At 38.3% G+C, this 24,022-nt stretch carries 25 protein-coding genes and 1 pseudogene; 2 read left to right on the top strand and 24 right to left on the bottom strand.

What is annotated here, in order from left to right; genetic code table 11:
* Nucleotides 1–16: 16 nt before the first annotated feature.
* From AA0X71_RS15755 to AA0X71_RS15780, 6 genes are all read right to left on the bottom strand, one after another.
* On the bottom strand, nucleotides 17–151 hold the full coding sequence (locus tag AA0X71_RS15755; protein WP_019153048.1) for a YjcZ family sporulation protein: 135 nt from the start codon (nucleotides 149–151) through the stop codon (nucleotides 17–19).
* A gap of 30 nt (nucleotides 152–181) precedes the next feature.
* Complete coding sequence (locus AA0X71_RS15760; protein WP_019153049.1) at nucleotides 182–286, bottom strand: YjcZ family sporulation protein; 105 nt, start codon at nucleotides 284–286, stop codon at nucleotides 182–184.
* 387 nt (nucleotides 287–673) lie between these two features.
* Nucleotides 674–1,702, bottom strand: coding sequence for an alpha/beta hydrolase fold domain-containing protein (locus AA0X71_RS15765; RefSeq protein ID WP_413356251.1), 1,029 nt, complete (start codon nucleotides 1,700–1,702; stop codon nucleotides 674–676).
* Between the two features lie 821 nt (nucleotides 1,703–2,523).
* Nucleotides 2,524–3,069, bottom strand: coding sequence for a GbsR/MarR family transcriptional regulator (locus AA0X71_RS15770; protein WP_413356252.1), 546 nt, complete (start codon nucleotides 3,067–3,069; stop codon nucleotides 2,524–2,526).
* A gap of 315 nt (nucleotides 3,070–3,384) precedes the next feature.
* A complete protein-coding gene (locus tag AA0X71_RS15775) occupies nucleotides 3,385–3,591 on the bottom strand; it encodes a hypothetical protein (RefSeq protein ID WP_413356253.1) in 207 nt (68 codons plus the stop codon).
* A 121-nt stretch (nucleotides 3,592–3,712) separates the two neighbouring features.
* Nucleotides 3,713–4,438 (bottom strand): protein-glutamine gamma-glutamyltransferase, encoded by a 726-nt coding sequence (locus AA0X71_RS15780; RefSeq protein WP_413356254.1) that lies wholly within the window; start codon nucleotides 4,436–4,438, stop codon nucleotides 3,713–3,715.
* Between the two features lie 264 nt (nucleotides 4,439–4,702).
* On the opposite strand from AA0X71_RS15780, the gene AA0X71_RS15785 reads away from it, so the two are divergent.
* A complete protein-coding gene (locus AA0X71_RS15785; RefSeq protein ID WP_413356255.1) occupies nucleotides 4,703–4,978 on the top strand; it encodes a YqhV family protein in 276 nt (91 codons plus the stop codon).
* Between the two features lie 63 nt (nucleotides 4,979–5,041).
* Here AA0X71_RS15785 and AA0X71_RS15790 read toward each other — a convergent pair whose 3' ends face one another.
* The 3 genes from AA0X71_RS15790 to AA0X71_RS15800 all read right to left on the bottom strand — a co-directional run bounded on the left by AA0X71_RS15790 (nucleotide 5,042) and on the right by AA0X71_RS15800 (nucleotide 8,160).
* Nucleotides 5,042–5,761, bottom strand: a complete 720-nt coding sequence (locus AA0X71_RS15790; RefSeq protein WP_413356256.1) for an exonuclease domain-containing protein — start codon at nucleotides 5,759–5,761, stop codon at nucleotides 5,042–5,044.
* Nucleotides 5,762–5,790: 29 nt separating this feature from the next.
* Nucleotides 5,791–6,759 (bottom strand): DUF294 nucleotidyltransferase-like domain-containing protein, encoded by a 969-nt coding sequence (locus AA0X71_RS15795; RefSeq protein WP_413356257.1) that lies wholly within the window; start codon nucleotides 6,757–6,759, stop codon nucleotides 5,791–5,793.
* 108 nt (nucleotides 6,760–6,867) lie between these two features.
* Nucleotides 6,868–8,160 (bottom strand): ammonium transporter, encoded by a 1,293-nt coding sequence (locus tag AA0X71_RS15800; RefSeq protein ID WP_413356258.1) that lies wholly within the window; start codon nucleotides 8,158–8,160, stop codon nucleotides 6,868–6,870.
* A 253-nt stretch (nucleotides 8,161–8,413) separates the two neighbouring features.
* Here AA0X71_RS15800 and trhA point away from each other — a divergent pair, with 253 nt between their 5' ends.
* Nucleotides 8,414–9,058 carry a PAQR family membrane homeostasis protein TrhA gene (trhA, locus tag AA0X71_RS15805; RefSeq protein ID WP_413356259.1) on the top strand — a complete coding sequence of 215 codons (645 nt, stop codon included), beginning with the start codon at nucleotides 8,414–8,416 and terminating at the stop codon, nucleotides 9,056–9,058.
* Between the two features lie 96 nt (nucleotides 9,059–9,154).
* Here trhA and AA0X71_RS15810 read toward each other — a convergent pair whose 3' ends face one another.
* The 15 genes and pseudogenes from AA0X71_RS15810 to AA0X71_RS15880 form a co-directional block, all read right to left on the bottom strand.
* Nucleotides 9,155–10,327 (bottom strand): toxic anion resistance protein, encoded by a 1,173-nt coding sequence (locus tag AA0X71_RS15810; protein WP_413356260.1) that lies wholly within the window; start codon nucleotides 10,325–10,327, stop codon nucleotides 9,155–9,157.
* A complete protein-coding gene (locus AA0X71_RS15815; RefSeq protein WP_413356261.1) occupies nucleotides 10,324–10,980 on the bottom strand; it encodes a 5-bromo-4-chloroindolyl phosphate hydrolysis family protein in 657 nt (218 codons plus the stop codon). The genes AA0X71_RS15810 and AA0X71_RS15815 overlap by 4 nt, the downstream gene beginning before the upstream one ends.
* 295 nt (nucleotides 10,981–11,275) lie before the next feature.
* On the bottom strand, nucleotides 11,276–11,797 hold the full coding sequence (locus AA0X71_RS15820; protein WP_413356262.1) for an aromatic-ring-hydroxylating dioxygenase subunit beta: 522 nt from the start codon (nucleotides 11,795–11,797) through the stop codon (nucleotides 11,276–11,278).
* Nucleotides 11,794–13,143, bottom strand: a complete 1,350-nt coding sequence (locus AA0X71_RS15825) for an aromatic ring-hydroxylating oxygenase subunit alpha (RefSeq protein ID WP_413356263.1) — start codon at nucleotides 13,141–13,143, stop codon at nucleotides 11,794–11,796. Before AA0X71_RS15825 ends, AA0X71_RS15820 begins: the two co-directional genes overlap by 4 nt.
* Nucleotides 13,144–13,187: 44 nt before the next feature.
* Complete coding sequence (locus AA0X71_RS15830; protein ID WP_413356264.1) at nucleotides 13,188–14,492, bottom strand: TRAP transporter large permease; 1,305 nt, start codon at nucleotides 14,490–14,492, stop codon at nucleotides 13,188–13,190.
* Entirely contained in the window at nucleotides 14,482–15,057 is a 576-nt protein-coding gene (locus tag AA0X71_RS15835) for a TRAP transporter small permease (RefSeq protein WP_413356265.1), read from the bottom strand. Before AA0X71_RS15835 ends, AA0X71_RS15830 begins: the two co-directional genes overlap by 11 nt.
* Before the next feature lie 22 nt (nucleotides 15,058–15,079).
* Nucleotides 15,080–16,162, bottom strand: a complete 1,083-nt coding sequence (locus AA0X71_RS15840) for a TRAP transporter substrate-binding protein (protein WP_413356266.1) — start codon at nucleotides 16,160–16,162, stop codon at nucleotides 15,080–15,082.
* A 184-nt stretch (nucleotides 16,163–16,346) separates the two neighbouring features.
* A complete protein-coding gene (locus tag AA0X71_RS15845; protein ID WP_413356267.1) occupies nucleotides 16,347–17,519 on the bottom strand; it encodes a 4-hydroxybenzoate 3-monooxygenase in 1,173 nt (390 codons plus the stop codon).
* Between the two features lie 111 nt (nucleotides 17,520–17,630).
* A complete protein-coding gene (locus AA0X71_RS15850; RefSeq protein WP_413356268.1) occupies nucleotides 17,631–18,482 on the bottom strand; it encodes an extradiol ring-cleavage dioxygenase in 852 nt (283 codons plus the stop codon).
* 25 nt (nucleotides 18,483–18,507) lie between these two features.
* Nucleotides 18,508–18,693, bottom strand: a complete 186-nt coding sequence (locus AA0X71_RS15855) for a 4-oxalocrotonate tautomerase (protein ID WP_413356269.1) — start codon at nucleotides 18,691–18,693, stop codon at nucleotides 18,508–18,510.
* A gap of 35 nt (nucleotides 18,694–18,728) precedes the next feature.
* On the bottom strand, nucleotides 18,729–19,517 hold the full coding sequence (locus tag AA0X71_RS15860; protein ID WP_413356270.1) for a 2-keto-4-pentenoate hydratase: 789 nt from the start codon (nucleotides 19,515–19,517) through the stop codon (nucleotides 18,729–18,731).
* Nucleotides 19,518–19,555: 38 nt separating this feature from the next.
* Nucleotides 19,556–20,587, bottom strand: coding sequence for a 4-hydroxy-2-oxovalerate aldolase (dmpG, locus tag AA0X71_RS15865; RefSeq protein WP_413362625.1), 1,032 nt, complete (start codon nucleotides 20,585–20,587; stop codon nucleotides 19,556–19,558).
* 27 nt (nucleotides 20,588–20,614) lie between these two features.
* Nucleotides 20,615–21,502, bottom strand: coding sequence for an acetaldehyde dehydrogenase (acetylating) (locus AA0X71_RS15870; RefSeq protein ID WP_413356271.1), 888 nt, complete (start codon nucleotides 21,500–21,502; stop codon nucleotides 20,615–20,617).
* Nucleotides 21,503–21,524: 22 nt separating this feature from the next.
* Nucleotides 21,525–22,301 (bottom strand): 2-keto-4-pentenoate hydratase, encoded by a 777-nt coding sequence (locus AA0X71_RS15875; RefSeq protein ID WP_413356272.1) that lies wholly within the window; start codon nucleotides 22,299–22,301, stop codon nucleotides 21,525–21,527.
* A gap of 24 nt (nucleotides 22,302–22,325) precedes the next feature.
* Nucleotides 22,326–23,789: pseudogene (locus tag AA0X71_RS15880) on the bottom strand (aldehyde dehydrogenase).
* Between the last annotated feature and the right edge of the window lie 233 nt (nucleotides 23,790–24,022).

Genomic DNA, 24,022 nt, shown 5'->3' on the forward strand with positions numbered 1-24,022 from the left:
TGCCTTCTTTCTTCACTTACCACTTAAAACATGCTGCTCCAACGATAATCAATAGAATGAATAAAACTACAATTAAAGCGAAGCCGCCACCATAGCCGGCACCAAATCCGCCGTAACCGTAGCCACCGTAACCACCATATCCGTATGGCATTATATCTCCTCCTTTAATTTTTTTTATTCATTAATAAAATCCGCCGTAACCCCAAGAAGCACCGATGATAATCAATAAAATAAACAGTACTACCAATAGGGCAAAACCGCCGCCATACCCGTATTCAGCTGACATATTTTAGACCTCCTTATTATGAGTCAATATATCCTATTCATTTTCATGAAAGATGGGAATAGACGAACGCACATTTTTTAGGTGTTATCATCACAAGACAAATCTTACCAAACAATCGAGTAGACGGGGGTGACTGACTCCATCCCTCTCATACAACCGTACGTTCTGTTCGATATACGGCGGTTCGAATGTTTTATGAAATTACATTTGATAATGATTGTTAACGTTTGTACTCCACATCTTTTAGAAGTGGAACTACTAGGTCGTCCCCCTTCCTTTCATAGATGGTATAGTCCATTTATTACTTCCGTCTATGAGGACGGCTTAAAAAAGGATTGCCCATAATGAGGACAACCCTTTCTTATATAATTACTATTAAAAGCTCGTTTACTTCCCTGATCCAGAACGTGCTTTGTTTAAAGCTATATTGATGAAGCGTTCGATATTCTTCCATGTTGGAGCATCACCTTTTAAGATTTGCTCCTGCCCTCCAGGATTAGTTCGATACGTAGTGTATTCGCTAGCACTTACGATTTCTTCGACACTATGTCCTGCACTTGGGACAAATGTGAATAAAACCTCATTACCAGCCTCAGCCATTGCATCGTATAGAATTTCACTTTGCCCGTATGGAAGAAGAATGTCACTACCTCCGTGAAAGATGTGCATAGCAGGCATATTGTTGTCAATATAAGTAATCGGATTTGCCTTCATTGTCAACTCTGGAACCGATTGTATAGGTTGCCCAATAAGTGAAGACTCTGGAGAATTAGGTGCATCATGTTCAATAATAAAAAGTCCTCCCTGTTCTCGTTGTTGCTCATCCATCATCAGAAAGTTTGTTGGGGGGAAGAATGGGACCGATGCTTGGACCGCACTAGATGTTTGTATATTTGTCTCGCCTTCAATCTCCCATATGTTGCTCGTAGTTGCCGCTATGGCCGCGACCCAACCACCTGAGGAGTTACCAGATATAGCAAAGCGATTGGGGTCAAAATTATACTCTTCAGCATGTTCACGTAGCCAACGTATAGCTGCTCGGATGTCATGGAGTTGACCAGGGTACTGCACTTGTGAACTTGATCGTACACTTACACCGGCAACTGCGTATCCTTTTTCAGTGAAGTAAGTTACCAATTCACTCGGAACACCTTCCTTTCCGGCGTCACTAAACCACGCTGAGCCTCCTGACCAGATTAAAAGAGGCAACTTGCTTTTCCCTGGTTTTTCGGGGATATAGAGATCTAGCAAATTACCTTTAGTATTTGCTGGTACTGGGTCAGTATATGAAATGTCTTTCATCATACTATAACCCCTTACCGGAGAAGCATCTGCAGAAAAACTTGGAATCGACGCAAGCATAAGAATAATTGAGAAACCAATTAATAAAATAGACTTTAATTTTTTCTTTAACATGTTTTCATCCTTCCTAAGAAGATTTATTTTTAAGCCTACATCCATTAACAAACTGAAGAAACACCCTATTAATAGGGAAATTAAGTAATTTTCCTGTATTACACAAAAGTAAAAATGTAAATAAGTTTTACTCGTTAACTAATGGGATTGCTTTAACATGTCAAGTCTCATAATTGGTATGAGCATTAATTCAGAAAATATTATTATTTAAGTAAGGTAGATTCCAAAAGAACAACAAGTTTCTTAGATGATGTTTTCTAGGTATCTAATGCTCGACTATATTTATCCATAAACAGTCTAAAGCAACCTTTCTATATATTACTTTATTAAATCACCGCTTCCAATTTAACATTAATAAATCTTTATTTGCAGCATCTCCTTTCTATGAATATAGTAGTTTTCGCTAAAAAATCTACCTAATTTTGTTAACGCTTACATAATGTCGCACGATAATCCACTCCTTCCTGAATAACATGTATTTAATATAAAATTAAGTATTTTTGAAAACAATATGGTTTTTGTTATATATGAAACAACTACTTTTTTTACTATTAGGATCATACCAAGTTATCTGTAATTATCATCTTGGAAAAAAGGGTTAATCATCATCAAAGAGATGCGAAGTGCTTATGTCTTTGTTTCCTTGTCAGTGACTCTTGTGGTCGCTCCGGACACCATTGCTCGGCGCACTGCCCCCGGAAAGCAAGCGCCTGGAGCGAAAATCAACGATTTTAGCCACAATTCTATCCAGAAATGACAAAAGACATCGTGAGAGAGTCCCCTCGATGCCTTTTGTCGACAATCTGACACAGACTATAATTTCAGTCTGTGTTTCCCTTTTTCAAAGGAATATATTCGAATATTTCCTTCGTCTCAAAGCTATTGACTAAGCGTTGGAGCCAATCGTAATATTCTAGAGCATAATCCAATTTGGTCATCATTTTTTCTGCTTCTAGCCTTGTAGCATCCTCGATATCTTCTTTGCTTAATAGCTCCAATAATTCTTTCTTGGACTTTTCAATCGCATTGATGTTGGCCGCTACGCCTGCACGCCATTTTATTGTAAAAAGATCGCTAAAACTTTGATACCAATCCATTTCGGCACGATATAAATCTTTGCGCTCTCCTTTTTTCCAAACCTTTTCAACCATCTTTAATTCCATTAGACCTCTAACTGATGTACTCATGCTTGTTTTACTCATTCCAAGCTCATCCTTCATGGCGTCCAATGTCATTGGTTCCTCCTGAAAATAGAGAGAACCATAAAGTCTACCTACAGAATCGGTAACCCCGTACAAATTAATATTTTGGGCGATCGCATCGATTACTCTTTCCCGAGCTCTTTCCAGTTGTTCATTCCCACTCAATTATATTCACATCCATCTGAATCGTTTTCACAATGTACCAAGGAAAATTTAAAAACGAACAATTACGAAAGTTCTTTCACAAATGCATTGGAAAAACGATCATATTTAGTATGTTAAATTCATTAACATTCGTTTTTTAACTTTAAGTGCACCATTAAAAATTGATTAATCTATTACGTTAATGATAGACTATCATGTTTAAATTAAAAGTTAAAGGATTTGCTTATATTATATTCTATATATGGTGAATCTCTATGTAGAGCCTGAAATAGCCTCATTGGCCATTCCTCAGACTCGTTCCTTATGGTTTTCTAATTAGTAATAGAATCCACCGTAATAAGGGTATGGCGGGTAATATGGGTAGTATGGTGGTCTAATGAGGGCACCTGCAGCTAAACCACCTAAAAAACCTAGCGGAAATCCATAACCAAACCCAAACGGTCTAAATCCAAATCCAAATGGTCTTCTAATAATACGAAGGTCTTGATTAGACATATGAATCATATTAGGCACTTGATACACGTCATATTCCTCCTCATTAAAAAATTGTGTTCCTATTCATAGAATATGCAAATAGGTAGCGAACAACTGGGTATTCGACCAATTTACAATAAAACTCCCCAAATATATCCATTGTTGTTCATTAGTTAGCAAATTGAGATAAGTAATGGAAATCAAGGCGACTATACTGAGATAACAAATAGGCTGACTTCTTCGCATCTGGCTTTCTCAGGGAATTTAAAGCTTTAATCATCTCGTCCTTTGTCTTGATCCCAATTCCATGGCCAAAATATTGTTCACGTCCAAGAAAAACAGCATTTTCACCAATCCATACGGAATATAAATAATCTGGATTATGAAAATACAATACATCCCCAGGAATAAAATCAGTTCCCACTTTTGTGATAATCCGTAAATCTTCATCATAACTCCAATCCCAAACCAATAGATTCGGAAAGATTCGATTAAAGAATTCAACATTTATCGACTTCAACACGGCGTAATAATAAATAATCACAATCGCCGTTGAGCATTCAAAAGCATATTCATGTCCATTTACAAAAACGTCCTCAATTGCTTGAGACGGCAGGACATTGGGTTTTAGCAAATATCCACCACGCGTTTTTGTCCAATAACGGGGATTAAACTTTGAATCTTGGAAAACCTTGAACTCAACTGGACTGTAGGCTAACTTACTAGCTGCTTCAATAATATTTTTCCTTAGCAGAAGTTCAAAATGAAGTTGTCTCCAAGACGGATAATGATGTGAAAGGTCACTCTTCTGCAATTCTTCATATATATTTTTTTCTAGATCACTTAGATTTGTCGGTGGCTGGCTTTTTAATTCAGCCCCCATCATGATAATCATCTAACGTAACACTCCAATCTTCTCTCATTAGAAAATTTGAGCACATGATAAAACAACCCTTCTCTCCCTTTTATAATCACCATCATGACTCAAACAAGGAAATTCTACTATAGAGTATGCGACCTAAAGTAAAGAGTTTTAGGCACTAGACACGAATCCCAGCTTAAGTCCATGAAATGTCTAAATTCACAGCAAAAGGATGAAAAAAAACTTGTCCTTCTCTTCGATGTTCTTGCATACAGTTATAAAGGAGGGGATGTCATCATGTTTCAATTTTTAGAAAAAGCCATTATTGGAATGGCACTTTTAAGAATGGTATCAGGTAGTATTGAAATTTTTGCCGCACTGTTGATTTTAAAAGTGAACCAGGTTGAAAAAGCTTTGGTGATCAATAGCTCTCTTGCTTTAATTGGTCCCATTATTTTAATTCTGACTACGACAATCGGCCTAATTGGAATCGCAGAGAAGATCTCTTTGACAAAAATGCTATGGATTTTTTGCGGAGTTGGATTAATTCTTTATGGGGTGAAAAGCTCCTAAGCGCTTGTCTCCCCCTTCTCATTAAATGGGCAAAAAAAATAAGACTCTATCCATGTGAGAGTCTTATAGTCTTGCAAGTCGCTCATAAACATCGTTTAAAGTTCTGCACCCTAATTTTTTGAGTTTATCAATATAGGAACACCATAATTTTGCAGCTAGCTTCGCATCTCCTAAAGCATTATGCCGATCCATAACCGGAATTCCATTATGCTCACATAAATCCTCTAATCTTGACATATTGTGCTCAAGTTCTGCTACTCGATAGAGAAAGGATGTATCAACAATTCGATGCTTAAATGGAGTTCGAAATAGCTTCCAGCTAGCATTTTGCAAAAAACTCTTCTCATGCTTGGCATGATGAGCCACTAGCGTATCATTTTTCACAAACTCAAAAAAACGAATCATCACTTCAGATAAAGGCTTTGCTTCCTTTAGCTCTGCGGACGAAATACCAGTCAATTTTTCAATTTCCTCTGGAAGATCCTGTTCATATCTGACAAGAGAATAGAAAATCTTCTCGTCACATACTACTCCATTCTGAACCCTTATTGCCCCGATCGAAATGATTTCATCTCCAAGCTCTGGATAAAAGCCCGTTGTCTCAATATCAAAGACGACAACATTTAATTCATCAAATTGGGTATATAATGCACTCTCTTGCTTTAGTTCTTTTTGCATTTGCCTGACAAAAGCAATTTGCTGAGAGCTCTGAAGATTCCCCTCAGAAATCGATAACCGCCCTTGAATCCCCCTCATTAATTGTCGAAATGATTCTAATGGCACTCCTTTTCACTCCTTTCTCTGACAGAAATTTAATGTAATATTAAATTCGAAACATAGTGATGGAGTCGTTTACCATCCTTCAAAATTCTCTTTATTTCTTTTTTTTCTTCTTTACTTAACGTTTTGACACTTAAATAATGAGTGTCATCATAGGTTTCTGCTTTATATAAGGAATTTCGATATTTTAATAATGTCATAAAATGCTTTCGACTTTCCCGCAATACCGCACTATATCCACTCATTCTCACCATACTATTCATCCGGTCGATCGTTGAAGTCTCATATAACCCTTCTTTTATTGCTAATAGGCGAATGGCATTGACATAGGGTAGAAATGCCGTATATTTCAAGTTAATGGACCCACCCTTAGTTCCGTGTTCCTCAACGATTATTTGCCCGAGTGGACCAATACCATTTTTGATGTGCATGACGTTTTCCATAAATCTCTTTAACAAAGCTGGATGCTTCTTTTGATATTCATAGAAAACATCCTTTAATTCTCGCACGAGATATTCGTTCCCTTGTAATGTTCTCGCGTCATAAAATATTTGTAAATTGCGAACTGTTTCCCAAGTAGCCTCTTCCATCCATGTTAGAAGCTGCTTCTTCCATTTATCCATGGACCTACACCAAAGAGGATTGGAACTCATCACATTGCCCTGACAATAAGGATATCCGACAATATTTAAACCAAAGGAAATTTCTTTCCCTAACTCTGCAAAATAGTGGTCAATTTCCTGATTTGAATCAGCGTATACAATGCCATGATCCTGATCACTGATTGGTCCCTGCTCAAAACGACCACCACTCCCGGTAATAAACCAGGAATACTCACATGGAGGCTCCCCTAGTTCGATACGTTGGATTGCTAATTCAAATACCTTCCCCATCGCTTCATCATGAATCTCATTCAAACGAAACGGATCGGAAAAATGTAAAGCAATCATTTTCTCCTTCCAATCTTTGATTAACTCATATGATGGAGTTGCTATCGTCACCCGGGCACCCCCTTTTTCATGTATTATCGTAAAATACGAAAAGCCTCTATAAAAGAGGCCTTCGATTGTTCAATCGTTCATTAACATTTAAGTCTATTTTATCACAGTTTAGCTTAAATTCGCTTGAGTTGAATCACCTTTACCTGTTTTAGATGCTTCAAATTGCTCTGGATATCCATAGCTTCCATGTTCACTGATATCAAGACCCATAATTTCTTCTTCTTCAGAGACACGAAGTCCACCCATAACTTTATCCATAATTTTAAGAAGGACGAAAGCAACAACAAATGCATAAAGACCAGAAGCGACGACACCTAATGCTTGAACTCCTAATTGTGTGAAGCCACCACCATAGAATAATCCTGCTTGTCCCCATCCAATATCAGTAGATAATGCTGGGACTGCGAATAATCCGTTTGAAAGTGTACCCCAAACACCGACAGTTCCGTGAACGGATAATGCAGCAATTGGGTCATCAATTTTTGCCTTATCAAAGAACTTCATACTGAAGACAACCATAATTCCACCAATTAGACCAATTACTACAGCTGCCCAAGGTTCAACGAAACCACATGATGCTGTAATGGCAACTAGACCAGCAAGTGCTCCATTTAAAGTTGTTGGAACATCCGCTTTACCTGTTAACACCCAAGCTGTAAACATCGCTGCAATCGCACCAGACGCTGCGGCTAATTGAGTATTAAGAATAACGAAACCTAAAAATCCATCAGCTACACCAAAAGTACTTGCTCCATTAAATCCAAACCAACCAACCCACAGAATAAGTACACCTAAAGCTGTAAACACTTGGTTGTGACCAGCAATATTATTAGAAGAACCATTCTTATTGTATTTACCAATACGCGGCTTTAATATCATGGTTGCAGCTAATGCAGCCATCGCACCCGTTAAATGAACGACGGTAGAACCAGCAAAATCTTGCTTACCATGTTCAGCTAACCAGCCACCGCCCCAAATCCAGTGTGCAACAACTGGATATACTAGAGCTGAAAACAATACAGCGAAAATGACATAAACAGATAGTTTAGCACGCTCTGCAAATCCACCAAATGCAATGGTTAAAGATACAATTGCAAACATTACTTGGAAAGAAAAGTCTACTGCAGGTGTTAAACCTTCTTCTACTGTTGATGCATCTCCGTAAAAGAAATTAGATAATCCAATAAATGCGTTCCCATCACCATAAATAAATCCGTAACCTACTGCCCAGAAAACTAAAGTACCAATTCCAGCGGTAAAAATGGTTTTACCAGCAATATGGCCTGCGTTCTTCATTCTTGTCGAACCTGCTTCGAGTAATATGAATCCACCAATCATAAAAAATACTAAAATTGCTCCAACAGCTACCCACAGGTTATCCATCAGTACGACAGCATCCAAAAATATTTCCCCCTTTTTTGTTGTTATATCTTCTAACGTATTAATGTTAGGAAATATAACATCCTGTAATTAATACTAATTTTACCCTATAAAACACATATGTCAATATGCTTTTTAGATTTTTTTGAATTTTATGTTATGAAACCTCACACAGGTATTTTTAGTGATTATCTCCTGTTGACTAACTATCATAATATATGTATTATTTTAAGTAGTATTAATAACTACATAATGAAATCTGGAGGTATTTGTATTGAAATATATTCGTGAACCTATTAACGGACTAACTCATTTAAGCGGTGCCATATTATCCTTTGTAGCCTTACTGGCAATGGTGATTAAAGCTGCCTTAACAACAGAAACGGCTCTTTCGATTGCTGCGGTTATCATTTTTGGCAGCAGTATGATCCTCCTTTATTCAGCTTCGGCCACTTATCATATGGTCATGGCAAAAGATAAAGTAATCGCCTTTCTACGGAAAATTGATCATTCGATGATTTTTATTTTAATCGCTGGAACGTATGCACCATTTTGCCTAATTAGTTTAAATGGCGTAACTGGATGGGTACTCTTTTCAATCATTACCTTTGCCGCTTTATGTGGTGTGTTATTTAAAATGATTTGGTTTAATTGTCCTCGATGGTTATCAACGCTTATTTATATTGTGATGGGGTGGATGGTTATTTTCGTAGCTCCTCCATTAGCAAAGGTATTAAGTAATACGGGACTATTTCTTTTAGTTCTCGGAGGTATTTTTTATACAATTGGTGGAATTATTTATGGAGCAAAGCCAAAATTTCTAGAATCCGAGTATTTAGGATTTCATGAAATCTTCCATATTTTTATTATGCTTGGCAGTACTGCACATTTTCTATCTGTTTACATGTATGTATTATAAGACTCTTTACGAAAACAGCCCTTTATAAAGTAGAAAAAGGAAGATGCTCGACTCATTAAGAGTTAAGCATCTTCCTTTTTACTGCCGGAATCATTTTTAATTTTCTTTCATCATCAACAGTTTTTGCTTCAAATTATTTTCCATTGTCGCCAATTCATATTCAGCCTGACGCCGCTTATTTCTTCCTTCTTCTTGAATCCGCATCGTCTCCTCAAGAGTAGAAATTAAGTTTTCCTGCGTTTTCTTTAATGTTTCAATATCAACAAAGCCCCGCTCATTCTCCCTTGCCGTTTCAATTGTATTCGCCTTTAACATTTCGGCATTTCGTAACAACAGCTCATTGGTCGTCTTTGCCACTTGTTTTTGAGCTTCAACAGCACTTCGTTGTCTAATTAACGTTAAAGCAATAGCCACTTGATTCTTCCATAATGGGATGGCAGTTAGAATGGAAGATTGGATCTTCTCCACTAGAGCTTGATTGGTATTTTGAATAAGTCGTATTTGCGGAGCACTTTGGATCGTTATTTCACGACTTAGTTTTAAATCGTACAAACGTTTATCCAAGCGGTCAGCAAACTGAATCATATCATTCGCTTCTTGATACTTCATTTGATCTTGAGAGGCTTCTGCCTTTTTCTGTAATTCAGGAATGGTCTTTTCCCTGAGATCTTCTAGCTTAAGCTCACCAGCTGCAATATACACATTTAATGCATTGAAGTAGTCCTTATTGTTTTCATAAAGCTTCTCCAAATAATGAATATCACTTAATAACGTGTTCTTGCTCCGTTCCAGCTGTACACCAATTCGATCAATTTGAGCACCTGTTTTTTGATATTTCGATAGTATCTCTTGAATGGAACTGGAAATTCGCCCAAACATTTTTGAAAAAAAAGATGGCTTCTCTGGCTTTAAATCATCGGGATTGACACTGCCTAATTTTTGCATCAAATTATGGATGATATCCCCTATTTCCCCTATATCTTGCTTTTGTACATGTTCAAGCATCGAATGGGAAAAAGATAGGAGTTTTCCTTGTGCCTGTGAACCGTAAAAAATCATCGCTTCATGATTTTTCGGATCGATTTGTTCGGCAAGCTGATATGCCTTCACTCGATTCTCTTCAGGGATAACATCAATTAACTTCACTGGCTTTTTTACGTGAGAAGAAGAGGCTTCCGCTTGTTTTTGTTCTTCAGCGAATGGATTCGCCAACAAATCATCAAATACAGGACTCGTATTTCCAAATAGAGAATCGTTTTTTTCGGTCATTTCAGTTTCCTACTTTCATCAAGAAATCGCGATTCTTTCAACGTATTCATATTATGTTTTGCTACATCAAGTTCGAGATGAAGCGTATTGAGATCATTCGCTAAAATTTGTTCGAGATCCTTATCCAATGAATACCTCATTTCATCCATCGTTCTCCGTGTTTCTTTTAACGCTAGATTGATCTCGATATTTTTCGTTGGCTGTGAAGACAAGAAGGAATATTTCTCTGCTAACTCCACATATGAATCTAAATGATAAAAATAGAACTTCTCAGCAAGATAGAATCGTTTCGGCTCTTTCTTTGTAATGCGATAAATTTTTCTAGTGACACGAGCAATCTCCATATTCTGCTTTAACATGCTCACTTGTCTAGCAGAAAACAATGCCTTAGTAAGACGATTTATTTTTCTTTTCGCTTCGTCTAAATTTTTCTCAATATATTTATATTCACGCCTTGTAAGACCTTGGCTTTTAATAAAACGGTGTTTCATAATCCCTTTTATAAGGAAATACACGAGAAAACCACCAACAATTGATAATCCTGTGGAGGCTAAAAGGGTTTGTTCAAAACCGAAATAACTAATTAGCCAAACGAATCCAGCCGTTGGCAGTGCAATAAACGACCGTAATATAAACGATATAAATGGATTCACTTTTTTATCGACTCCTAACATATAATCCTCTATTGTATTACGATTGGATCGGATAAAAGGTTTCGAATTCCCTCTGATCCCATTTTCGCACTCAATTCTTCTTACTGTTATCATACCAAAAGATTGAGGATTTTCTATAGACTGAGTAAGTAAATGAATCTAAGCCTTAAGACGTATTTATCGGGATATTAATGATTATGTGGATGAAACGGAGGATAGTTCTATTTTGAAAAAGAGGGACTGGCTGAAAATTTAAAAGTCTAATTCTATTAGTGAATTAGACTTTTTGAGATCCTTATAAGAACATACTCATATTCATCGTGGTGATGACGGATTGGTCTGGGTAGACTACTCGTGTGGCGATCCTCCATTGATTTTGCTCCAATCTGATCGTATCATGTCTTTCTCCAAACATTTCTTCAATATCGGTTGTTGAACCTCTGCTTCTTTTAAAAAGAAAATAACTTCTTACTTTATATTTATTTTCGTCATCGGTACCTTCAATAAAAATATTGGTGATAAAATGTCTTTGTCTTGTTGCTGGATTTTCAACCCAAGCTGATTTCGTGTATAAGCGATTGACCCTTGTTCTTAAAGAAATTTTTGTTTCCTCGAAAAAGGATGAATCAACGGCAATATCATCGACTCCAACGCCTTCAACTGTTTCTCGAAGTGGCATTCGATATTTAATGTCATCTGTTAACAGCTCAAGCCATTCTTTATATTTTCGATTATCAAGGTAATAAGCTTCTTGATAATAGAAGTTCATAATTTCTGATTGTACTTCTGGAGAAACTTTGTTTTGTAGTTGACTCATGTTCTCTCCTCCTTTACCAGCAGATCCTTTGAAAGTAACTCTAGCCATCTTTCATGCATTCTCCTTGACATCGCATCGATATAAGTTGTTGGATAGGCTGTTCCTGGACCAGGAAAATTCTCATCGGGCTCAACATGGCTATAACCCATTAAATAGTTGCTCACACTATTATAATTTAATTCCTTGTCCTTCATCATTATCCCCTTACTCACTTCTACAATCCGCGCCCAAGTTTCAGTATCATCTTGTTCAAGCGTTCCAGAGGGTCCAAAGGAACCTAAATATCCTTTATATGCATCTTTTTTATATTCTTCAGGCATCGATTTATCAATTAAGAACCAACACCAAACTTCTACCTTTTCCGGTGATAATGGTCGCCACATTCTAAAATTTAAATAATTATGCAGATGACCTTCTGTTCCATGAATCGGACTAACAAAGGAGAGATTCGGGTAAACACCGCCTACGAAAACGGTTACTTTTGATTGTATGTCTAACTGCTCTGGCGTTAAGTGCTGTTCAAACAAAGGCCACATCGATTCAGGTGTTCCCTGAAAAGGTACCCTCGCCTTTCCAGTTTTCGATGTAATCACATTGATCCCATGAGCGTTATCTAGGACAACTTGGTGACCATAGCCTGCATATAATGGATCTTCTGGGCTGATCCCCATTTCTACCGTAGAACGATGAGTCGTTTGCACATGATACGGGTCAGCAGCAAAATTCTCCGTCGTCGCTTTCCAATTTGCTTTTGCGACCCATCTTTGTGGTAAACCAATCACTTCCATGCCACCACTTCTACCTAGTAGAATATCAAGATACCATTTCATATCTCCTAAATAATCTTCAAGCGATTCTGCATTTGGATCAAGATTACCAAAAATCATCCCTTGATAGGACTCCACTTTCGGAATTGGTCGCAGTCCCCATTCTGACTTATCCATCTCTTCCCCATACACTTTATTTCCTGCGACAATTCCAATCAATTCTCCATCCGTATTGTAACTCCAGCCATGATACGGGCATGTGAACGTTTTCTTATTGCCACGATCAGCGGTACATAATTGCGTTCCCCGGTGAGTACAAGAATTTAAAAACGCTTTGATTTCACCATTGCGATTTCTTAAAAGAATCACGGGATCATGAACCATCCAACGGGTAACATAGCTACCAGGTTCTTTAATTTCCGTTTCATGCCCTAAGAATTGCCAAGTATGACCAAAAATATGTTCTATTTCTAAATCATAAATATCCGGATCTGTTAGAACCCACTGCGGCAACAAACCTTCATCCATCTTTTCTTTTAAGTGTTTTATTGCTTTCTCTTCAAGAGTCTTCTTAATCATACCGGAACCCCCTCTATTCTAAATTTATAGCCCTTTAAGTGGGCTCACTTAATCATGCTAGGTAAAAAGGTAACGATTTCTGGAAATATAACGAGAATAATCGTGAACACAACCATTGTTATAACAGCAGGAATGACCCCTTTGAATATCTTCTCTATTGGTACATTCTTCACTACACCACTGATAATATAGACACTCAGGCCCAGAGGCGGTGTCAATACGCCAATATTCAACACCATGACCATAATGATGCCAAACCAAAGGCCGTCAAATCCAAGCTGTGTAATAAGTGGATATACGATCGGCAAGGTAAGCACCATAATCGCAATCCCTTCCATAAACATCCCAAGAATAAAATAAACAACTAGAATCATTGCCAAGATTACATATGGCGAGACATCCAATGTCCCTACTGTTCGTGTTAAATACATCGGAATTTGGCTTAACGCGAGAAACTTCCCGAAAAGTGAAGCACCGATTAAAATGAGAAAAAGCATCACCGTTAAACGTATCGATTCATCTAATGAAGCCACTAATTTCGACCAATTCAAGCGTTTCGTTATTAACGTTAAAAAGAAAGCACCGATCGCTCCAATACCACCTGCCTCACTTGGTGTAAAAACGCCAAAATAGATCCCACCAATACTGACAATAAAAATAATGAGAAATGGCCAAATACTTTTCAGAGAGATAAATTTTTCCTTTAATGGAACGACAATGTTTTTTCTTGGAGCTATTGATGGATTTAAGCGAACTTGAATATTAATCATCGCCATAAATAATAGAGTTAAGATGATTCCAGGTATTAAACCACCAATCAACAGTGGACCAATTGGTTCATTCGTGAGCGCTCCATAAAGTATCAAAATGACACTAGGTGGAATTAAGATTCCTAGTGTTCCCCCTGCTGCAACAGCTGCTGTAGAAAAGGTTGTTTTATAGTTGTATTCGTTCATTTCAGGTATCGTAATTTTTGCTAATGTGGCCGTCGTTGCATTAGCAGAACCGGAAATGGCAGCAAAAATGGAAGAAGCGCCTACTGTCGCGATTGCTAAACCACCGCGAAAATGTCCAATCCATTTGTCGACAGCCTGAAAAAGGTCTTTTCCCAACCCTGTATTCGACATAAACATGCCCATTAAAATAAATAATGGAATGACACTTAAGCTATAATTCTTTGCTGTTCCAAAGGCAGAAGAACCTAGCTGGGAAAGACCAACATTCCAATCAGATAACCATGCAACACCAAGAAATCCAACTAAAAACAACGATAATCCTACCGAAACCCTCAATAGGATAAGCACCAATAATAATCCAATACCAATTAAACCAATTACCTCAGGACTCATCTTTCTTCACCACCTTAACTATCCCTTTTACCGTATCCAAAAGGTATGTGAGCATAAAACAAAATGCCCCCACCATTGCTAGACTAGAAAATATATATAATGGAAGTCCTAGATCACCACTCGTCTCATTTCCTGCCCAAATTCTCTTCATGTACTCAAATAATTGCCATGTGGTTAAAGCGAGTAACACTGTTAAAATAAATGAACTCAAAACAAAGAGAATTTGCTGAAATTTAATGGGCATTTTATTTGTTAGAAAATCAATTTCGATATGATCTTTTTTAATTTGTGCAGAACCTAAACTAAAGAAAATCATGATGGCAACGATTAATCCAGTCAGTTCATACGTTCCAGTTATCGGCTTATTAAAGAAATAACGACCAATCACATCTGCTGTTGTTAAAAACATCAACAGAAACAGAAGAATGCTTGAAATCTTATGCAAAACATTATTCAAAAACAAAACGATCGCTTCAAATCTGCCAGTCTGCTCTTTTGGCAGAAGAGAGGCTTCGTTGAGAGCGGATGCTCCCAACGATTGACCTTCATTCACTTCTGGTTTCATACAATCACCTCGTAGTGTGAAACTATTGACCTTGAATTAATTTCACTGTCTCGTCATAGATTTTTTGTCCGTCGATTCCTTTTGCCTCCATATCAGATAACCATTTCTCGGTAACCCCTGTGGCAGCTTCTTTAAATTTATTTAATTCATCATCTGGCAACGTAATAAACTCAACTCCAGCTGCTTCAGCATCTTGTTCTGCTCGTTCTTTCTGTTCGTCGAACGCTTTACCTGCACGTTCAGCCATCGGGAGACCTATTAATTCATCCTCGATAAGCTTTTGATCTTCTGAAGAGATTTTGTTCCAGCTGTCCTTATTCATTACCACATAAAATAAACTTGTATTAAAGTTACCAAGAGTCACATAATCTACAAGATCAGCTAAGTTAAAATCTCTAATCGCTGCTACAGGAAGGACTCCACCATCAATGACTCCCTTTTGTAGCGCATCATAAATTTCAGGTGCCGGTAAAGAAACTGGAGTAGCACCCCAAGATTCAATCATGCTTCCCGCCTCAACCGATGGAGTTCTAAGCTTTAATCCTTTTACATCTTCAAAGCTCCTTACAGCCTTCCCTTTTGTAATAATCGCATATGGGTCAGCCGCATGAATCCAAAGAGGCTTCACATCTGAATATTCTTCCTGTATTTCTGGAAAAGTATCATATAACTTTTGTGCCACTACACTTAATTCTGCCCCTGTTCCATCCGCTAGAAACGGCAATTGCAAAACGGAGTGAACCGTAAATTTACCCGCATTGTAACCTTGTAATCCCCAACCTGCATCCATAATGCCGGTTACAATATTATCAAACGTGTCTGTTGGTCCACCTAAAGCACCTCCGGGATAAACTTGAAAATTAATTCGCCCATCCGTAAGTTCTGTAACATCCTCGCTGAATGGAGTCATCGCCCCAGTGTCCTGCACATGTTCAGGTGAGTTCATATGTCCCATTTTAAATTCAACTTCTTCTCCACTGGCTTCTCCCCCTGAATTTCCTGTCCCTTCAGAGGTGCTGTTTCCTCCACTGGAATTTGAACAAGCAGTGAAAATAAGCAATATCAAAATAACTAAACTGACCAATGACAATTTAAAGCTTTTCATCGATTTTTACCCCCTATTTAAATTTAAAAACGCTTACATTTACGAAAAATTTTTGAATCATCGGTTTTATTTTTAATAATTCTTAATTTTTCGTTTTTTTTAAATTATCCTTATCATATAGAGATATAATGCCTCGAGCAAGACATATGTTTCTATATATGCAACAACATAAATTTTTTTCTCATTACCATTCTAGTGGCAAACCAACATAGTTTTCAGCCAAATAAGCCGAACCAGCAATTGATGTCGTTACAGAATCTAGCTCTGCTAATTGAAGACCGTATTCAAATGGTGTGTGTTCAAAATTTCGATGTAACATTTGTGTCATCCATGCAGAAAAACGCTGTGCTTTCCATACACGTCTTGTACATATTTCAGAATACTGTTCTAATAGGTTTATTTCATTTTGGCGATAAAATTGTTCAACACCTTTTGCTAAAACTTGAACATCAGCGATAGCTAGATTCAATCCCTTTGCACCTGTTGGAGGGACAATATGTGCAGCATCACCTGCAATGAACAGACGACCATATTGCATCGTCTCACAAATAAAGCTGCGCATAGAGACAATGCTTTTCTGGATAATCGGACCATCATTTAAGCGCCAGCCATCCATATCAACTCTCTGATGTAGCTCAGTCCAAATGCGATCATCGGACCATTGATCAAGTTTATCGTTTGGATTTACCTGTAGGTAGTAACGCTGAATTTCCGGTGAACGAGTACTAATCAAGGCGAAACCGGTTTCATGATTACTATATATCAATTCAGGATTTGAAGGAGAGGTTTCGCTTAATATTCCTAGCCAACTAAATGGATAGATGTGTTTTATTTCCTTCCTTTGTTTTTCTGGAATTGCTTTACGACTCGGACCATGGTAGCCATCACAGCCCGCAATAAAATCACATTTCACTTCTTCGTCGATTCCATCCTTTTGAAACCTGATTTTCGGTGAGTTAGAATCAATATCAATGAGGGATACATTACGAACATTAAATAAGATTTTTCCACCTGTCTCAATTCGAGCAGCTACTAAGTCTTTAATAATTTCGTGCTGAGCATATACAGTAATACTTTTGCCACTTAGCTCATTCATATTTATTCGATGTCTATTTCCATTAAACTGTAATTCAATTCCGTCGTGTAACTGACCTTCCTTCAACATTCGTTCGCCAACGCCCGTATTATTTAACAAATCTACCGTACCTTGTTCTAATACACCTGCCCTTATTGTTTCCTCTATCTCTTCCCTCGAACGATTTTCTAAAATGATTGAATCAATTCCTTGAAGATGTAAAAGATGTGACAACATAAGTCCAGCTGGTCCTGCTCCAATAATTCCAACCTGAGTGCGCATTCTATCACTCCCCCTAGTTAACATTATCATTTTCCAATATATTTCTTATGTGAGAATAAGCGGAGAAAAAAAGGAATTTCCCCTCTCCGCTACTAATTGAAGCGTTTTCAATTATTGCTTCACGATCTCCGCTTCGGCTTCTGCCACGAAACGCACCTTTTCTTTTTCTCCGAATGCAATTAAAGCATTCCAACTGCCTGATGATTGCCCATCAGCAAAATAGGTTGGCTCCCAATCATCCTCAATCATGCTTAAAAGCATCGCTAAATGCCTACCACCAGATTCAACCCTTGCTAGTCTTGCATATTGAGGGAGCATGTCATAGGCTCCCTTGTAATCCTTATTCATGATAAAATCAATAAATTGTTTATCTAGTGCATGCTCGGATACGGTTGGTTTATTATGTCTTCCTCTTACAAGATTATGAGAAAGGGCTCCACTAGAAACAAAGACTACTTTTTTATCACTTTCTCTTAAAACATTGGCAATTTCTTTGCCCCATTGATACGTTTCTTCAAGACTTGCCGCTAAAGTAACAGATAGATTAATGACAGGAATATCTTCATTTGGGACAAGATATCGCAAAGGCACAACCGTTCCATAATCCCATACGTAATAAGGGTCATTTACCCCTTGAACTTGTAGACCCGCAGATTGACCTGCTTGGACAAGTTCATTTGCTAAATCAGCATCCCCAGGGTAATGATAAGGGACATCTTTAATTAAATCAGGTGCTTCAAAAGCGGTAAGTATCCCTTTATGTTCTTTCGTACAATCAACATAATGAAAGAAAGTAGATGGCCAATGACATGAAACTAATACGACGACATCTGGCTTAATTTCATAAATTTTTCTGGATACTCCTTTCATGTACGCAACCATATCCTTTTGAAATTCTGGAACTTGGTCCTCATGACAAATACTTGGCACATGTGGAGCGAGCAAACTGAGCTCTATTGTCATTATAATTCCTCCTTTTCTATTATCATTATTTTTCCGACATCGGTTTTCCGGCTTTGCCCCAATGGGTTTTCGGAACCTCTGTCACGATCACTCTTATTGTTTCTTTCGGTGCATCTAGCGTTTCAGAAACGGTGTGGGTGATATTCTGAATGACCTCAGCAATCTTTTTTTCTTCTCGGCCTTCTATTAGCTGAACATTTATAATTGGCATTGGACTTTTGACTCCTTTCTTTCACATAATCATACTTAATCAGTGACTTTAAAGGTCACTTCACCAATCCCATCAAACTTAGCACTAACAAAGTCTCCGCTTTTTAACATGACAGCCCCAGTAATTCCACCAGTGAGAATAATATCTCCTTTTTTTACCTTCTCCCCTTTTCTTGAGAGCATGTTCGCAAGCATTGCAATCGAATTAGCTGGATGACCTAGGACAGCTGCTCCAGCTCCTAATTCTTTAATTTCACCGTTAATTGTTAAGACGCCACCTACTAAATCAAGCTCAAATTGCTCTGCTTTTTTAAGAGATGCCCCAAACACAACGCGGGAGGTAGAGGCGTTGTCAGCAATCACATCAGGTAAAGTGAAATTAAAATTTTCATAACGGCTATCGATGATTTCAAGAGCTGGGAGGACATATTCCGTTTTCGTTAGTACTTGTGCCCCAGTCACTCCAGGTCCTTCAATATCTTCACCAATCACAAAAGCAATTTCAGCTTCCACCTTTGGATGAATGAGGTCTTGCAAAGAAACCTTTCCTCCGTCCTCAATCAACATATAGTCGAATACATAACCATAAATCGGTTCATTGACATTCATTTGTTGCATTTTCGCAAGACTTGTGAGCCCCATTTTCGGGCCGATAATTCTCTTTCCCTCTTCTAGCTTGATTTTGACAATTTCCTCTTGGACCAAATATCCTTCATCAACTGTCAGATCGGATTTGAAGGTGGAAGTTACCTTTTTTACCTCACGCTTTTCAACTTCTGCTGCTACTAAATGTGCGGCAATCTCCTTATATATGGTGCTACTCATGATTATCCTCCTTTATGTTACGAACGAGACTTAAAGAATCACACTCTATTTAAATCTTTTGTTTTCTTTCCGGCAAGCTCCGCTGCTACATCGACGATCATATCTTCCTGTCCACCAACAACATTTCTTTTTCCAAGTTCAATCAGAATATCTCGAGAGTCAATTCCGAATCTCGCAGAAGCCTTTTGAGCATGTAAGAGAAAGCTAGAATAGACACCTGCATACCCTAAAACGAGGCTATCTTTTGTAATTTCCTGTGGTTTTTCAAGAATAGGAGCGACAATATTTTCTGCGATATCCATCATTTTATAAATGTCTACTCCTGTTTGAATACCCAGCTTATCTAGTACTGACACAAGGACTTCTGTTTGTGTATTTCCAGCTCCAGCACCAAGACAACGAATACTACCGTCAATTCGTGTTGCTCCTTCTTCAATTGCTGCAAGCGTATTAGCCATTGCCAAAGATAAATTGTTGTGTGCATGAAAACCGACATTTACCGTTAGACTATCTTTTAGTGCTCTTATTTTTTCCTTTACCTGATGGGGCAAAAGTGCTCCTGCCGAGTCGACAACATAGACTGTATCAGCTCCATAGCTTTCCATTAATTTTGCTTGTTCTACTATTTTTGCTGTAGGAGCCATATGAGACATCATGAGGAACCCAACTGTTTCTAGTCCAAGGTCCTTCGCAAGAGAAATATGTTGTGGTGAAACATCTGCTTCCGTTACATGGGTGGCAATTCTAGCCATTTTCGCACCTAAATTTGCTGCTTCCTTTAGCTCAGGCATCGTCCCGATTCCTGGTAATAATAAAACCGCAATCTTCGCATTTTTTACCGTCGCTGCAGCCGCCTCGATGAGTTCCATTTCATTTGTTTTTGATAAGCCGTATTGTAAGGAAGATCCTCCTAATCCATCGCCATGTGATACTTCAATATAAGGGACATTTGCTTCATCTAAACCTTTTGCTACTGCCACTACTTGTTCCACGGTGAATTGATGACGGATTGCGTGACTTCCATCTCTTAATGCTACTTCTGTAATTAGTACATCTCTATTTGCTACCATATCCATGCTCCACTCCCTTCCACCTGATTAGACACTCGCTACTTTCGCAATTTTATGCTTCGCCCATTCTTCTGCTACTTTTACAGCTGCAGCCGTCATAATATCTAAATTCCCGGAGTATTTTGGGAGATAGTCTCCTGCTCCTTCGACTTCAATAAATACCGTTACCCGATTGCCATCAAAAAACGCCTCTTGTCTTAAACGGTAACCTGGAACATAGGACTGTACCTGCTGTGCCATTTCATTTACGGAAGCAATAATCCCCTCTTCATCGACCTGATTACCTTCGAGCAGAACATGAATCGTATCCCTCATAAGAATTGGCGGTTCCGCTGGATTTAAGATGATAATCGCTTTCCCCATTTTTGCTCCACCAACTTTTTCAATTCCACTTGCGGTCGTTTGTGTAAATTCATCAATATTCGCTCGCGTACCCGGCCCTGCACTCCTGCTTGAAATCGTCGCTACGATCTCGGCATACTCGACTGCTTGAACACGATTAATCGCGTGAACGATTGGAATGGTTGCTTGACCACCACATGTAATTAAATTGATATTATCGGCATCTAAATGTTCATTGATATTGACTGAAGGTACAACAAATGGTCCAACAGCAGCTGGGGTTAAATCTAAAACCTGCTTCCCAGCATCTCGTAGAAGTTTCGCATGTCTAATATGTGCCTTAGCAGAAGTAGCATCAAAGACGATATCCGCAAGTTCTGGTCTTTCTAAGAAACCTTTAATCCCTGTATCGATTGTCTCGAAACCAAATTCTCTTGCCATTCGCAATCCTTCTGATTCTGGGTCTATCCCAATTACGGTCGTTAAGGATAGAATCTCAGATCTCCTCAGTTTCAACATTAGATCAGTTCCAATATTTCCAGAGCCAAGTATGGCCACTTTTACCTTATTCATGTGTCTCCCCCTTCAACATTTATTAAAAATGAATACTAACCTGACCAAGATGGGTGAATCTAGCTGTAAATGAATCTCCTTGCTTTGCCTCGACTGCTGCAGAAAGGGCACCTGATAAAATGATTTCACCCGCCCGTAATGGAATATCAAATTCTGATAGTTTGTTAGCAAGCCATGCGACGCAGCTTGCTGGATTTCCTAAAGCTGCGGCTCCTACCCCCGTATTGACGATCTCCCCATTTTTCGTTAATACCATTCCCACCATCTTCAAATCTACTTCATCAACCTTTAATGGTTTGCCTCCGAGAACAAAGAAGCCAGAAGACGCATTGTCTGCAACCGTATCAGCAAGTTTGATTTTCCAATCTTGCACTCGACTATCAACGATCTCAAGCGCAGGTACGACATACTCAGTTGCTTGCAGTACGTCCAATGTGGTTACATTTGGACCTCTAAGTTCCTTATTTAAAACAAAGGCAATTTCTCCTTCAACCTTTGGTTGTAAAACTTTATCAGCTGGTACACGCCCGCCATTTTCGACGACCATACGATCGAGAAGATGACCATAATCTGGTTCATCGACTCCTAATAGATTTTGCATCGCTAATGAGGTGAGTCCAATTTTTTTTCCGACTATTTTTTGCCCCTGTGTTAGTTTTCTCTGAATGTTCTCGAGTTGAATCGAATATGCCTCTTTAATTGTTAGTTCTGATTCGATAGACGTAATTGGTGCAATCCCGATTTTCGTTTCTTCTGCTTCTGCTAACCTGCGAGCAAATTGCGTAATTTTATCAGACACGAGATCTACTTCCCTTCTAAAAACTTATAATTTGATTGTGATATTTGAAAGTTCTGAGTAGAAATCAAGACTATGCATACCACCTGTGCGTCCAATTCCACTATGCTTCATTCCACCGAACGGAGTTCTCAAATCACGTAAGAACCACGTGTTTACCCAAATGATTCCTGCTTCAATTTGGTGAGCAACGCGGTGAGCTTTCTTTAAGTCTGTCGTCCAAATCGTCGCACTTAATCCATAATGTGTATCATTCGCTTGCATAATGACTTCCTCTTCCATATCAAATGGAGTAATCGTGACAACTGGTCCAAAAATCTCTTCGCTCACACAACGAGAATTTCAATCCAATCCAGTGATAATCGTTGGCTCAAGGAAATACCCTTTTTCGAAGCCTTCAGGACGTTTTCCGCCAATATGGATTGTCCCGCCATCATTTTGCGCTATTTCCACATAGCTCATCACTCTGTCGTAATGTTCCTTACTGACAAGAGCTCCAACATTGGTATCCTTTTCAAGTGGATCTCCTACCTTCAATTCCTTTGCCACCTCTACAAATCGTTGCACAAATTCGTCAAAAATTGGACGTTCTACATAAATCCGAGAGCCACAGAGACAAACTTCGCCTTGGTTAATGAAGCTAGAACGAATCGTTGTCTCAATTACATCGTCTAAATCACTATCTGCAAAAATAATGTTTGGATTTTTCCCACCTAGCTCATAAGAAAGTTTTTTAAGAGAATCAGCTGCCGATTTCATAATTGCCGATCCTGTTCCTGGTTCACCAATGAATGAAATCGCATCAATATCTGGATGCTCTGAAATAGCTCCACCAGCAGAATTTGGACCAAATCCATGGACTAAATTGACAACCCCATCTGGAACGCCCGCTTCTTTACAAATTTCCATCAGAACTGTCGCAGTCATTGGTGTCCACTCTGCCGGCTTTATGACTGCCGTATTGCCCATGGCTAAACACGGAGCAAGCTTCCAAGTTAAAAGTAGCAGTGGTAGATTCCAAGGTTTAATGATTCCAACTACCCCAACTGGTCGACGGTATGCGTAATGAATCGCTTGGTCATCTTGTTGATAAGCATCTGTCCCTACTGAAATCATGTAATCTGCGAAAAAGTGGAAGTTGTAAGCTGCTCGTGGAATATCGATTTTATTCGCTAATGCAAATGGCTTGCCCGTATCCAATGATTCTAGTCTTGCAAGCTCTTCCTGTCTTTCTAGGATTAAGTCTCCAATTCTACGAATAATTTTGGACCGTTCTGTTAGTGTGATATTTTTCCATGGACCATCTAAAGCTCTTCTAGCTGCTCTTACAGCAAAGTCAACTTCTTCCTTACCACCTTCAGCTACAGTTCCAAGCACTTCTTCTGTGGCTGGATTAATATTCTCGAATGTTTTTTTATTCTGGGATTCTACAAACTGTCCATTAATGAAGTGCAAACAATTAATTGCCTTTACTTTAGTTTCTACTTGCATGATGTGAGTCCTCCCTAATATTATGTTTTTTCTATATTTTCTAAAAATTATGTTAACGCTTACCTTTTACGAATACAATGTACAAATTGCTCTATATGCAACACGGGATATTTTTTATAAAACTTTTTTATCCACGATAAATCGGCCTTCTAGTTATATTGACCGAAAAGTTAAATTTTTAGAAAAATCTCTTTATTTTTATTTTCGATTTTGTTATGATTTCCACTATAGAT

The organism is Robertmurraya phoenicis (genome assembly GCF_047302285.1).
In the GTDB taxonomy this organism is placed as follows: Bacteria; Bacillota; Bacilli; order Bacillales; family Cytobacillaceae; genus Robertmurraya.

Coding starts and splice junctions, on each gene's coding strand:
- AA0X71_RS15820 (WP_413356262.1), bottom strand. CDS start 11,797: ATGAGTCAACTACAAAACAAAGTTTCTCCAGAAGTACAATCAGAAATT.
- AA0X71_RS15855 (WP_413356269.1), bottom strand. CDS start 18,693: ATGCCAATTATAAATGTTCAGCTAATAGAAGGCCGAGAAGAAAAAAAG.
- AA0X71_RS15810 (WP_413356260.1), bottom strand. CDS start 10,327: ATGACCGAAAAAAACGATTCTCTATTTGGAAATACGAGTCCTGTATTT.
- AA0X71_RS15760 (WP_019153049.1), bottom strand. CDS start 286: ATGTCAGCTGAATACGGGTATGGCGGCGGTTTTGCCCTATTGGTAGTA.
- AA0X71_RS15840 (WP_413356266.1), bottom strand. CDS start 16,162: ATGAAAAGCTTTAAATTGTCATTGGTCAGTTTAGTTATTTTGATATTG.
- AA0X71_RS15780 (WP_413356254.1), bottom strand. CDS start 4,438: ATGATTATCATGATGGGGGCTGAATTAAAAAGCCAGCCACCGACAAAT.
- AA0X71_RS15755 (WP_019153048.1), bottom strand. CDS start 151: ATGCCATACGGATATGGTGGTTACGGTGGCTACGGTTACGGCGGATTT.
- AA0X71_RS15835 (WP_413356265.1), bottom strand. CDS start 15,057: ATGAAACCAGAAGTGAATGAAGGTCAATCGTTGGGAGCATCCGCTCTC.
- AA0X71_RS15825 (WP_413356263.1), bottom strand. CDS start 13,143: ATGATTAAGAAGACTCTTGAAGAGAAAGCAATAAAACACTTAAAAGAA.
- AA0X71_RS15860 (WP_413356270.1), bottom strand. CDS start 19,517: ATGAGTAGCACCATATATAAGGAGATTGCCGCACATTTAGTAGCAGCA.
- AA0X71_RS15845 (WP_413356267.1), bottom strand. CDS start 17,519: ATGCGCACTCAGGTTGGAATTATTGGAGCAGGACCAGCTGGACTTATG.
- AA0X71_RS15850 (WP_413356268.1), bottom strand. CDS start 18,482: ATGACAATAGAGCTCAGTTTGCTCGCTCCACATGTGCCAAGTATTTGT.
- dmpG (WP_413362625.1), bottom strand. CDS start 20,587: ATGGTAGCAAATAGAGATGTACTAATTACAGAAGTAGCATTAAGAGAT.
- AA0X71_RS15870 (WP_413356271.1), bottom strand. CDS start 21,502: ATGAATAAGGTAAAAGTGGCCATACTTGGCTCTGGAAATATTGGAACT.
- AA0X71_RS15830 (WP_413356264.1), bottom strand. CDS start 14,492: ATGAGTCCTGAGGTAATTGGTTTAATTGGTATTGGATTATTATTGGTG.
- AA0X71_RS15785 (WP_413356255.1), top strand. CDS start 4,703: ATGTTTCAATTTTTAGAAAAAGCCATTATTGGAATGGCACTTTTAAGA.
- AA0X71_RS15765 (WP_413356251.1), bottom strand. CDS start 1,702: ATGTTAAAGAAAAAATTAAAGTCTATTTTATTAATTGGTTTCTCAATT.